Below are 12221 nucleotides of genomic sequence, written 5' to 3' on the forward strand. Positions count from 1 at the left end.
TTTCAGTGCTTGGTACTGTCTGCGGCCTGTACCATCAGTTCCGCGATCTGCTGAGAGAACTTCACAGGGTCTGGAAGGTTGGAGCCTTCGGTCAGCAAAGCCTGGGCATAAAGAATTTCCGCCCATTTGGTTTGTTGTTCCGGAGAGGCTTTCAGCATCTTTTCAAACACCGGGTGATTCGGATTGATCTCCATGATGCGTTTGACTTGCTGACCTGCATATTCTTTACCCATTTGCGCCATCAGCTTTTGCATGTGCGCGGAAGGGTCCGCAGAAGAAGCCACCAGACACGCCGGGGTGTTGGTCAGACGGTCAGACAGAACCACGTCTTTCACGTCGCTTTCCAAGGTCTTTTTCATGGATTCCAAAACAGGTTTCAGGGTGACTTCGGCCTGTTTCTTTTCCTGTTCTTTTTGCTGTTTTTCTTCAGCTGTGTCCAGGTCCAGACCTTCACGCATGATGGAGTGCAATTTCTTGCCTTTGAATTCGCTCAGAGCATCCACAACCCACTCATCCACCGGATCCACCAGCAACAGAACCTCAAAGCCTTTTTCTTTCAGCTTTTCAAGGTACGGGCTGTTTGAAACCTGAGACAGGGAATCCCCCGTGATGTAGTAAATGTCTTTCTGCGCTTCTTTCATGCGAGAAACGTATTCATCCAAAGTCGTCATCTTGTCAGAGGACGTGGAATGGAACAACAACAGATCCTGAAGCTTTTCCTTGTTCGAAGCATCAGATGGCAGACCTTCTTTCAAAGTCGCACCAAATTCAGTCCAGAAGTCTTCATAGGCTGAGCGCTCTTTGGTCAAAAGATCTTTCAAAGTGGAAAGAGCCTTATTGGTCACGTTCTTGCGGATCTGCGTGACCTGACGGTCCTGCTGAAGCAATTCGCGGGATACGTTCAAAGACAAGTCACTGCTGTCCACCAGGCCTTTTACAAAGCGCAGGTAAGGCGGCAGAAGGTCTTTGCAGTCAGCCATGATAAACACACGCTTGATGTAAAGGCTCAGGCCGTATTCCATGTCGCGCATATTGTAGTTCCATGGCTTTTTGCCGGGAACATAAAGCAAAGCATTGAACTCCATCGTGCCTTCCGCGCGATAGTGAACGGTGCGAAGAGGCTCGTTCCAGTCCTGTGTCAGGTGCTGATAGAAGTCTTTGTATTCTTCTTTGGTGACGTCGGACGGGGATTTCAACCACAGAGCTTTTTGTGAATTCAGGGTTTCTTCTTCCGTTTCGCCCATCATCTTTATCGGGTGAGCGATAAAGTCAGAATATTTTTTCACCAGGGATTTCAGAACCCACTTGTCAGTGAAATTTTGGACTTCGTCTTCTTCCTTGAAGTCCTTCATGTGCAAAGTGATGGTGGTGCCAGTGCCTTCAGGGCGAGGCACGTTGTCCAAAGAATAAGTGCCATCACCCATGGATTCCCACACGGTGCCGTCATTGCTGCCAGCTTTTTGTGTGTGCAGGGTCACGCGGTCCGCGACCATAAAAGCAGAATAGAAGCCCACACCGAACTGACCGATCAGTTCCGGTTTGGTTTTCATTTCCGCATTCATCTGCATGAAGGCTTTGGCGCCGGAACGGGCGATGGTGCCGATGAACTCGACAACTTCTTCCTGAGTCATGCCGATACCGTTATCGATGATCTTCAGGGTTTTGGTTTCAGTGTTTGGCTCCAGGCGGATTGCGGGCTGCCAGTTTTCCGGAAGCAAAGACGGGTGAGTCAAAGAGTTGAATTTCAGTTTGTCGATCGCATCAGACGCGTTGGACAAAAGTTCGCGCAAAAAGATCTCTTTGTGCGAATAAAGGGAGTGGATCACGATATCCAGAAGTTGTTTGATTTCTGCGTTAAAGTTTTGAACCTGCTTGGCCATGGTTTCTCCTTAATGCACTCAATTTGGGGCCGGGATGCGGGTTTGGCAAGGTCGGTGCGGGTGTTTCTTATGGGAAATCTAAAAAATTTCGATTGGTCCGGGTAGGAAGCTTTGTGTTATTGTCGTTTTTATGAGCTTTGAGCTGCCTTTCAACCTCATTCCCGCTTTTGCCACCCCGGTGACCACCCCGTAGGGGTCTATATTCTATTGGCCGCCCAACTTGCGGCCCCGACGCATTTTTCCTTATTTTTTATAAAATTTTAAAGTCCGCTGAAGCGGAGAGAGATTTATTTATGTCTTCCTTTAAAAAAGGACAGGCCGGGGCCTGTCATGTGCAAAAAGATCATCGTGAGTTGAATCAGGATCTTTCGTATTTTCACAGTGATGAATCCATCGGCGCAGGACTGCCATTGTGGCTTCCTGCCGGGGTGGTGATTCGTGATGAGCTTGAAAAGCTGGCACGGGAAATGGAATTCCTGGCCGGTTACCAGCGGGTGGTCAGTCCGCATCTGGCGAAAGAGGATCTTTATCATCAGTCCGGGCATCTGCCTTACTACGAAGATTCCATGTATCCATCCATGGATCTTGAAAACGTACGCTATCGTTTACGGCCCATGTGCTGTCCGCATCATCACAAAATATTTTCAGCCAAACTGCGCAGCTATCGCGAGCTGCCGTTGCGGTTGGCGGAATACGGTCAGGTTTATCGTTACGAGGGCTCCGGCGCACTTTCCGGGTTGATGCGGGTGCGCGGTCTTTGTCAGAACGATGCACATCTTTACGTGCGGCAAAATCAGGTGAAAGCCGAAATTCACAAGGTGCTTGAAATGTACCAGAAGGCTTACCGGATCTTGGGGATATCCAATTACCGTCTACGCCTGTCCCGCGGAGTGGAGGCAGGAGAAGCTTCGCAAAAGTACGTGGCTGATCCGCTGTGGGACTGGGCCGAGGGCATCTTGCGCGAGGTTCTGGTTGAAAGTGGTCTGCCGTTTTTCGAAGCTCCGGGGGAAGCGGCCTTTTATGGTCCGAAGATTGATGTGCAGATCATGTCCGTGCATGGCAAAGAGGAAAGTGCCTCCACTGTGCAAGTGGATTTCATCAGTGCTGAGCGCTTTGATTTGTCCTTCGTAAACGAAGAAGGACAGAAAGAGCGTCCGGTGATTTTGCACCGGGCACCGCTGGGCTCGCATGAACGCATGGTGGCTTTGCTGATTGAGCAATATCAAGCGGCCTTCCCGTTGTGGTTGTCACCTGAACAAGTGCGAATTGTGCCTTTGGCGGACCGGCATCAAGAGGCGGCGGAAAACCTGCGATTGCTGTTACATAATTCTTTTGTGCGAGTCAGTGTCGATGATCGCGCAGAATCCCTGTCGCGCAAAGTGGCGGAATGCTGGCAGGCGAAAGTGCATTCGGTGGTGGTGATCGGCGACAAAGAATTGCAGTCCGGGAAATTCAGTCTGCAAAGAAGAGGAGCTTCCGCGCAAAGCTTGTCGGCAGATGCGCTGCTGTCCTTGCTTCTGAGTGAAATACGCGATCGAAAGTAGTGTCATTGCTCAAATACGGGGACAGATCCTTTTTCATTGTTAGGGGTAACGTCATAATAGGGTTTTGGATCTGGTCCCGTGATTGGAGGTTTGCAATGAAGTATTTCCACAAGCTCGGAACAACGGGCAAAGTGATTTTGGGTGTGGTGTTGCTGCTGGTGGTGGTGCGGATCTTTCTGCCCACCGGGATGAAGTATGCCATCAACTGGTATCTTGGTAATAAAATGGAGAATTATGAAGGCCGCATTGATGATTTTGATCTGGCCTTGTATCGCGGGGCCTATCAGATCGAAGGTCTGAAGATCTGGAAAAAAGGTGTCAACCCCGAGCAGCCCCTGGTCTCGGCAGAACAATTGGATCTTGCAATTGCGTGGAGAGGATTGCTGAAAAGAGAATTTCTGGGAGATCTTTCAGTTCAGGGGGCCCGAGTCGTTTTAAGCGACAGCAAGGATGAAAAGAAAGAGGATCTGGGGCAGGGGCCGGATTGGCGCACAGTTTTTAAGAAACTGATTCCATTGAGGCTTGAATCCGTGAAGGTGGCTGACAGTTCGTTTAATTTTGTAAATCGGGATTTTAAAGTGCCAGTGGACGTGCGCCTGGATCGTATCGAAGGTCGTATTGATAATATTCGCAATACAGATGACAACAAAGATCCGTTGCCCACCCGGGCTTCTGTGGTTGCGCGGATGCAAGGGCATGCCGATGTAAAGGGCAAGGCTCGGTTGAATCTGCTTTCGAAAGTACCCACCTTTGATACCGATGCACAGTTGCAGAATTTGAAACTGCAGACACTGAATGAATTCTTTATGGCTTATGGACCTTTCACATTCACCAAGGGGCAATTCAGTTTGTACGTGGAAAGCGTCAGTCGGGACGGGCGCATCAAGGGCTACGCCAAACCGTTTATCAAAGACCTGGATGTAATCGACGAAAAAGAGTCTTTTAAAAGCATGGGCCAGGCGTTTAACGAAGTGGGACTGGCTTTGGTGAATCTGATTCTGCGAGACGGGGACAGCAAGACCCTGGGCGCCAGAATTGAATTTGAAGGAGCATCCAAGGCACCCAGCATTGATAAATGGGGTGCTTTTTGGTCCTCAGTACAAAACGGCTTCTTCGGAGCGATCAAGCAAAGCCTCGAACACTCTATTTCCCCGAAAGATCTGAAGAGGGAAAAGACTCCCTAATAGTGGAAGCTCATGCGGTCGGCAATAGCCTTCGGCAGTGGCGGCACCTGAGAACGCGGGATGAAGAACGTCGTCAGATTGAAGAAGTCGCCAAAGATCTTGTGCTTCGCTGTCGCGTCAGCCAGATACTTGTGGCCGCTGGATCCGCCGGTGCCGATCTTTTGACCCAGCATGCGCATCGCCATCAAGGCGTGACGGTAACGCCAGGTTGTCATGGTTTCGTCGATATCCAAAAGTGCACGGATGATACGGAATGGAGTCTGCAAAATCGGCTGATCACGGTGCAATTGAATCAACAAGGCCGCGTGCATCGCTTTGTAGCTTAAACGGAACTGACCTTCCGCGCGCAGTTTGTTGAAGGCATCTTCATTAAACAAAGCATCAAAGCTTTTCAGGGTCTGCTCAAGACCAGCGACTGTTTTTGCTTTTTCTTCATCCGGCAGGCGCGGGTTGTTTTTCACAGTTGTGATGTCATCCTGGAACATTTTGTTCACAGCTTCTTTGTAGGAATCCCAGAAGTTGAAGTTTTCACCCTGAAGGAACGGCGTGCGCTCCAGCCATTTTTCAACGGAATCATGTAAAGACGGCTGGTTCATTATGTTCAGCATTTCGCCCTGTTGGGATTCGCTTAAAGACTTATAAAACGGGGACTGATTGTAAGCCAGACGATCGCCGATGCGAAGACCCAGTTTGGTCTCAATCAAACGCCATTGGTAACTCTGAAAGCCGGAAGCCGGGTAAAGCATGTCGCGGAAATCCAGGAAATCCAGCGGAGTCATGGTCTCAAGCACGTCCACCTGACCGATGATCAGTTTCAGAATGCTGACAATTCTTTCCAGTCGCGCACTGGCGATACCCATTTCGGATTCCGCCACAGTGGGTTTTTGGAAAGTGGAAAGCACCGAATCCAATTCAAAAAGGATCTGCTTGAACCACAACTCGTAAGTCTGGTGCACGATAATGAACAGCAATTCGTCATGCGCCGGTTTTCCGTACTCGGTGCTTTTCGGGTGCTGGGCATTCAGCAGGGGATTTAAGCCCAGATAGTCGTGATAGTGGACCGGAGGGTATTTCATAGACGTTGCTCCTTTAGAAGTGCGACGAAACCATCGATATCCGATTTTTGCGTGTCCCAGGAGGTCATCCAGCGACATTCAAATGTGTTTTCGTCCCAGACATAGAAAAAATAATGTTCCCGCAAGGGTTTCACCCAGTGGCTGGGAATTGTCGCAAAGACCGCATTGCTTTGCGGGACCTCGCGCACGGTCACCCCAGCAAGGCCTTTGCACTGTTCATACAGATACAGGGCCATCTGGTGGGAATGTTCAGCAATCTGCTGCCATAGACCGTCTTTGAAGTAAGCTTCAAATTGACAGGCGATAAAGCGGGTCTTGGAAGGCAGCTGCGCGCTTTGTTTGCGGATGTATTTAAAATCCTGCGCCAGATCCTTATTCAGGATCACAACGGCTTCCCCCATCATCAAACCATTTTTGGTGCCACCGAAAGAAACCACATCCACACCCAGGTCGGTGGTGATTTCTTTCAAGGTCTTTTTCAAGTACACGGCCGCGTTGCTAAGTCTTGCGCCGTCAATGTGCACCAGCAGTTTTTTGCTCTTGGCCCAGGCGATCAGGGATTTTAGTTCTTCCACAGAATAAGTTGTTCCCAGTTCTGTGGGCTGAGTCAGGCTGAGCACCTGAGTCTGCGAAAAATGCTGATCCCCCCGGCGGATGAAGGCCTTTTCAAGTTCTTCCACAGACAGTTTTCCGTTGTGGGAAGGCAGTGGCAGCAGTTTGCAACCACTTAAAAATTCCGGCGAGCCGCATTCATCCACATTGATGTGCGCGACGTCTGAACAGAACACCGATTGCCAGGGGCGGGCCATGGCTCTTAAGGCCGTGACGTTGGCGGCAGTGCCATTGAAGACGAAGAACACGTGGGCGTCTTTGCCGAATTGGTTTTTGAATTCCCCCACCGCGCGTTCGGTCCATTCATCGGTTCCGTAGGCGGGGGCGTGTTCGGTGTTGGCGTCCAAAATAGATTGCAGAATCCGTGGGTGGACACCGGCATGATTGTCGCTGCCAAAACCGCGTTTCATGCTTTAGCCTTTTTTAAGAGTGGCGAAAATAAAGTTGTGACAGATCAAAGCCGCCAGTTTGCTGGTGCGATTGTCCTGATCCAGTGGCGGGGAAACTTCGTAGATTCCGATCCCGCGAACATCAAATTGTTCAATCATCCACAGGAGGCTTGTTAGGAACTCTTTCGTGAACAGTCCTGTCGTCCAGGACTGACTGCAGCCTGGTGCTTCGCTGGAAGTGAAGGCGTCAATGTCGATGCTGAGGAAAATCTTTTTCTTTTCTTTGCCTTTAAGATAGCCGGCAAGGACCGACTGAAGGCCCCGCTCGTTGACGTCATCCAAAGTGAAAACATCGGCGCCGTGGTCTTTCGCCCATTGAATGTGGGCTTTACTGTTGCACTGGTTTTGAATGCCGACTTCAGCAAAATCCACCTGGCCTTTGAACTCTGACAAAACACGGTGGAAAGGAGTGCCGGAATTAAAGCCCTTGTCAGTCGGGCGCACGTCCATATGAGCATCAAAGTTGATCAGCACGGCATCGTTTTTAAAAACATCCAGGAATCCTGCGCCATCGCAATAACCATAGTCGTGACCGCCCCCCAAAGAGATCCAGTGTTTTCCACTGGAGGCAAGGGTGCGGGTTGTCTGACGGGCCTTTTCGTGGCGTTCAGACAAAGGCTTTTCTTTATCAACCAGATCACCCAAATCCAGAATTTTTGGCAGGCGGGTGCTTTGCAGGTGCGGAGTCATTTTGTAAAGGTACGTGCGAATCTCGCGCGGAGCGACCTGGGCGCCCACACGGCCGCCGTTCAGGCCAATGCCTTCATCATCCGGGAAACCCAGAACTGCAAAATCGTAAGTGTGATCAGAAAGAGTGTTCAGGTCACCTTTATGAAGGAGCTGGACGCATTCCCCAAGACGCGGATCTTCTTTGTCGTTTTTGGTGAAAAGAAGATGTTTGTCGATGGAATGAAGCCAGCTCATTATTTCAGGTTGCCCCACTTATTAAGGTAAAGAGTGCGAGTCACGTTGCCCGTGTCAGAATCATAGATCTTCATGGTTGCGCGGGATTTGTTAAAACGAATCGTCGCGAACGTCGTGCTGGTGGAATCAGACAGGAAAAGCACCCAGTCTTTGCCATCAGAAGGAGTCATGCTGTAACGGTAAACGATGGGATCCACTTCACTGTAAGACTGACCGTTTTGGAAGTCATTCAAAGTGATCGGGTAGAAACTCAGTGAATTGAAATCACGAACAGTGATCAGGCCATCAGCGCTGTGCCAGTAACCCAGCATTTTTCTCAAACCCACGTAATCAACACTTTCGATAACGGCCGTGCAGGTGCTGGAATCAAGCACCCCGGAAGCCGTCAAAGTGTCGCCCGTGGAAAGTTTGCGCACGCTGATGTCAGCGTCTGTGGATTTGGTGTCGATCAAATATCTCACACAAGAGGAATCAGCTCTCAGGTACACGCCAGAAGCATCACGTTCTACAGTGCCGGAAATCGGACGAGCAGAATGCGCGGCAAAGCCTGAAATCAGAATGAGGACGAAAAGCAGAATTCTCATGCCCCACCTTTTTTCATGAGGTGAAATCCCGGTCAATAGTATTCCGACTCCATTTTCTGACTGCGCGAGTCAATTGCCATAGAAATCAGCAATTTAAGGCTATCTCCAGAGTAATGCTCGGGATTTATGGCCACCAGGCTTGCTCGCTTTAAACACCACCCGTAGGATGGAATGAAATGTCCGATACTACCAGAACCCCTCAGCTTGTTTTTCCATGGAACGGAACCCTTCCCGATGCGGACGCAATCGTATTGCGCGATATCGATATTGTGGGGGTGGGGGCCTTCCGGCGACACCAGCTTGAAATTCTGTCGAAGAGCAAAAATCTGATCGTGCAAACTCACGGCATGCAGATTCCTGAACAAGTCAGCGCCATTTACCAGGCAGAGCTTTTGCGCACACTGGAGTGGCTTCGTCCCTTCCGCGTTGAAGAGGGTGAGCGCCTGAATCTGCGCACCGAACAAGAGCGTCTGTTTGAGAGTCTGTTCCCGCGCACGCGCGAACATCTGGGTGTGGCAGTGAATCGATTGCGCGATGAGTATCTGGAAAACATGGAGTGGAGCAGCTGGCTGCTGCAGGATCACTGGCGTTACTTCGTCGGATACTTGCGCCAGAAATTTCCAGGGCAGGCGGATATTCTGGAGCTTGCACACTGGGAGTGGGTGCAGGCGTGGATTGAAGTTCAGCCCTTTGATGGTGAAAGCGCTGATGAGGCCGGTGTGCTTTCTCTGAATCCCAGTCTGCAGGTGGTGATTCTATCGCGAGACAATCTCGTCTTGAATCGAGACAAAGGTATCTATGCTTTTGTTTATAGTGGTACGAAGAATACTGTGGTGGAAAGACCACTGGACGTGATTGATTCGCTATTCATCGACTTGTTACAGGAAGATAGGAAGTATTCAAAAAAACAACTGCTTGAAATGGCCGCCATCAGCTTTAAAGCCACACCCCAACCATCATCCGAGACACTGGAAAAAAAGTTTTTATCGCTGCTTAGTGACGCTATAATCAAAGACGTTCCGGCATAAACCGAAAACAAGGAGTGTTGAATGAGTAAAATGATTCTGGCTTTGGCCGTTTTCATGGCAGGAAGTGTGTTTTCTTTGCAGTCGCAGGCGGCGACATCCAATGGAGTGCTGGTGAATGCAAATATCTTCATGTACAACAACAGCACCGAAGCAACGCCTGGTGGAGAAAGCAAATCCAACAGCAGTATCTATGACATCAAGCTTGGATACGTCGGCGGGAACGGACTTTATCTGGGGGGTATTTACACTCTTCGCAAGACTGAAACAGATTCAGGATCTGTGGATGGCAATGCGATGGGGGCGTCCATCGGGTATGTGGGGGCCAGTGGCTTCTACGTGAAGGGTCACTACCTTCTGTCGGCGGAATACGACACGTTGAAAGAGGGGACCGGGATTCAGGCTGATTTTGGTTATATGACCAATGTCACCAGTTCCTTTTTCGTCGGAGTTGAACTGACATACAGAAGTATCGATTATAAGAAAAACGATGCCAGTCCGGGCATGGACAGCATGAAGGTGACTGAAACCTTCCCAATGCTGACGGTCGGATTTATTTTCTAGGTTCTTCAAATAAAACCAAAATGCCAGGGGCTTCCATTCCGGAGGCCCTTTTTTATTGTTGCGGACTGCCTTGTCCGGAGTTTTTATGATGCTGGTGCAGGAAATCCTCTTTCACCAGATCGTAGAAGGATTTTTTGTGGAAGATTCGCGATGTGCCCACGGCGATGGCCGAACTTAGCATCATCGGGAACAGGGCGGAATGGCGATCCGTCATTTCAAATATCAGGATGAATGCGGTGAAGGGTGTCTGCATAAATCCGGACAGAAAAGAAATCATCGAAGTCATGATCAGCAGATGGTGATTGTGCGGCCATACGATTTGAGCCATGAAAGACCCCATCACGGCGCCAATTGTTAGTGATGGCGCAAATAAGCCGCCAGCAGCTCCGGCAATAGCCATCAGCAGCGGGCCTCCAATACGCACCAAAATATCCTGCGCGGTGGCAGATCCATCACGGAAGAGCAAATCCAGAATCAGCATTTTTCCGCCACCAACGCCGTGGCTGCTGATAAATGTGATGCCCAGCCAGAATAAAAAACCACAGCCCAGATTCAGCAGGCTCAGGCGGGTGAAAGATTGAATGCTTTTTCTTTTCTGATGTACCGAGAATAAAATTGAGCCAAAGCTTGCACCCAGAATTCCTGTGATGGCAGAGGTCACAATCACCCATGTATAGGTCTCCCAGCTGATGGATTCCAGGCTGGGAAAACCAATATAAAGATAGCTCCCTTGGACAGTCTGTACCAGCAGGCCGGTGGCGATCACCGACCAGATCACATAGGTCTTAAAGTTGTTAAAGTAGTCTTTGGAAAGCTCTTCCAGCGCATAGGCGATGCCACCCAGCGGAGTGTTGAATGCAGCGGCCAGTCCGGACGCGCCACCTGCCAGAATGAACGGGCGCATAGACAGCTGGTGAATCCATTTCGTGGATTTTTCTCCGATACGATAGAACAACCCCGAAGCAATCTGCAAGGTCGGACCTTCCTGGCCAACGGCACCACCGCCCAGCACACAGGCTATGGAGGCGATGATTTTCATGGTGATGGTGCGAATGCCGATTAAAGAGCGAATCAGGGGTTTGTCCGAGGCAGGATCAAGTTCATTGGCAATAAGCATCTGTGGGATGCCGCTGCCACCGGCTTGTTTGGCAAACCGGTACGGCAGATACCAGCTCAGATAAATCATGGTCAGAGTGATACTTAAAGACAGGGCCCAGTGGAAGTTTTCCACCACATGCAGGGCGACCTCCTCGCCGAAGAAAAAAGCCTGGGAATACAACAACGAGGTGCCGGCAGCGACAAGGCTTGCCAGCAGATAGGGCATAACACGCAGGGTGTCCTGATATTCCAGCTTATGCAGAATTTGGCGCCAGTTCCGGCGTAAGTCTGTAAGGGTCATACATAACCCTTACTCCTGTTGGGGGGTGATGGAAACCCTTTTTTGAATAAAAACTACAGTCCTTTAAGAATGTCATTCAGGAGCTGAATGTGCTGAAGCGGATGCTTGCCAACGTGATCAATCATCAGCTTTTTCGCGGCTTCGGCTTTTGGAACGCCTTCAAAGGTGATCAGTCGATCCATGGCATTGGCTGATGAGACCAGTACGGCCAAAGGATCCATGTCCTTTTCGCGCATTCCCTTGGGGCCGGTGCCGTTGATGGTTTCTTCGTGCTGGCCGATGATATTGATAACGGTCTGATCAAAGTGCTTTTTATCCTGCACTTTTTGCGCACCTTCAATGGGATGCTTCTTCCACAAGGCCAGATCTTCGGGACTCATACTGGCCAGGGGTTGTGACAAGTTCAAAGTGGTGTGGTGGTGGCCGTAATCATGCAGCAAAGCCCCCAGAGTCAGAAGCTGTGTTTTCTTTGGATCGTTGATCCCCAGCTTCTGCGCCAATGCAATCGACAGCGTCGCCACAGTCACACCGTGGTGGGAAACCGTTTTGTCGGTATTCTCGATGTTCATCACTGCAGACATGGCCTGGGCGTTGCTCATGATGAAGTTCACATACTTGCCGGCGGCATCTTTGCAATAGTTGTAGCTTTCAACATTCTCGGGATTTTCGAAAACCTCTTCAGCATTGTTTTGCTGAGAGCCTTGAATGATGTCCGCGCGGGTTTGGATGTCTTTCCCGGTGGTGTCGTCATAGGCGGTTTCGATATTCTTCTGCAGATAGGTGCGGTAACTGACTTCCTCGTCGGTGAGGATGTACATTTTACGCAGTTTTTTGTCCTTAAGACGTTTGAGGCGTTCCCCCTCAAAGCTGTCGCCGCGACGAAGGTATAGAATCATCTTGTCGTTGATTTTAACGTAAGCGTTGAACTCGATCTTTTGATCGCCGCGCAGGGTGCTTACTCGTATAGAAACATAATCCAT

11 protein-coding genes are annotated in these 12221 nt (G+C 50.0%); 4 read left to right on the forward strand and 7 right to left on the reverse strand.

Annotated features, from left to right (window positions below):
• Positions 1–2 precede the first annotated feature (2 nt).
• Positions 3–1880, reverse strand: a complete 1878-nt coding sequence (gene htpG, locus ACNQKP_RS15605) for a molecular chaperone HtpG (RefSeq protein ID WP_417865834.1) — start codon at positions 1878–1880, stop codon at positions 3–5.
• A 293-nt stretch (positions 1881–2173) separates the two neighbouring features.
• Here htpG and thrS point away from each other — a divergent pair, with 293 nt between their 5' ends.
• Positions 2174–3424 carry a threonine--tRNA ligase gene (gene thrS, locus ACNQKP_RS15610; RefSeq protein ID WP_417865836.1) on the forward strand — a complete coding sequence of 417 codons (1251 nt, stop codon included), beginning with the start codon at positions 2174–2176 and terminating at the stop codon, positions 3422–3424.
• 95 nt (positions 3425–3519) lie between these two features.
• Entirely contained in the window at positions 3520–4608 is a 1089-nt protein-coding gene (locus tag ACNQKP_RS15615; RefSeq protein WP_417865838.1) for a DUF748 domain-containing protein, read from the forward strand.
• Here ACNQKP_RS15615 and ACNQKP_RS15620 read toward each other — a convergent pair.
• Genes ACNQKP_RS15620 through ACNQKP_RS15635 form a run of 4 tightly spaced genes read right to left on the reverse strand, consistent with a single transcriptional unit; the run spans position 4605 to position 8253 of the window.
• The gene (locus ACNQKP_RS15620; RefSeq protein ID WP_417865839.1) at positions 4605–5684 is read right to left on the reverse strand and encodes a tryptophan 2,3-dioxygenase family protein; all 1080 of its coding nucleotides are present in this window, start codon (positions 5682–5684) and stop codon (positions 4605–4607) included. The genes ACNQKP_RS15615 and ACNQKP_RS15620 overlap by 4 nt on opposite strands.
• Positions 5681–6706 carry a threonine aldolase family protein gene (locus tag ACNQKP_RS15625; protein WP_417865841.1) on the reverse strand — a complete coding sequence of 342 codons (1026 nt, stop codon included), beginning with the start codon at positions 6704–6706 and terminating at the stop codon, positions 5681–5683. Before ACNQKP_RS15625 ends, ACNQKP_RS15620 begins: the two co-directional genes overlap by 4 nt.
• Before the next feature lie 3 nt (positions 6707–6709).
• The gene (locus ACNQKP_RS15630) at positions 6710–7669 is read right to left on the reverse strand and encodes a formimidoylglutamase (protein WP_417865843.1); all 960 of its coding nucleotides are present in this window, start codon (positions 7667–7669) and stop codon (positions 6710–6712) included.
• Positions 7669–8253: a hypothetical protein gene (locus ACNQKP_RS15635; protein WP_417865845.1), complete on the reverse strand. Its 585-nt coding sequence runs from the start codon at positions 8251–8253 to the stop codon at positions 7669–7671. Before ACNQKP_RS15635 ends, ACNQKP_RS15630 begins: the two co-directional genes overlap by 1 nt.
• Positions 8254–8429: 176 nt before the next feature.
• Here ACNQKP_RS15635 and ACNQKP_RS15640 point away from each other — a divergent pair, with 176 nt between their 5' ends.
• The gene (locus ACNQKP_RS15640) at positions 8430–9281 is read left to right on the forward strand and encodes a hypothetical protein (protein ID WP_417865847.1); all 852 of its coding nucleotides are present in this window, start codon (positions 8430–8432) and stop codon (positions 9279–9281) included.
• 21 nt (positions 9282–9302) lie between these two features.
• The gene (locus ACNQKP_RS15645) at positions 9303–9842 is read left to right on the forward strand and encodes a hypothetical protein (RefSeq protein WP_417865849.1); all 540 of its coding nucleotides are present in this window, start codon (positions 9303–9305) and stop codon (positions 9840–9842) included.
• Between the two features lie 52 nt (positions 9843–9894).
• Here the strand turns inward: ACNQKP_RS15645 and ACNQKP_RS15650 are convergent, their stop codons facing one another.
• Both ACNQKP_RS15650 and ACNQKP_RS15655 read right to left on the reverse strand, forming a co-directional pair.
• Entirely contained in the window at positions 9895–11241 is a 1347-nt protein-coding gene (locus ACNQKP_RS15650) for a chloride channel protein (protein ID WP_417865851.1), read from the reverse strand.
• A gap of 53 nt (positions 11242–11294) precedes the next feature.
• Positions 11295–12221 (reverse strand): HD-GYP domain-containing protein, encoded by a 927-nt coding sequence (locus ACNQKP_RS15655; protein ID WP_417865853.1) that lies wholly within the window; start codon positions 12219–12221, stop codon positions 11295–11297.

Origin of the sequence: Bdellovibrio bacteriovorus (assembly GCF_048286975.1) — a bacterium.
GTDB lineage: Bacteria > Bdellovibrionota > Bdellovibrionia > Bdellovibrionales > Bdellovibrionaceae > Bdellovibrio > Bdellovibrio bacteriovorus_H.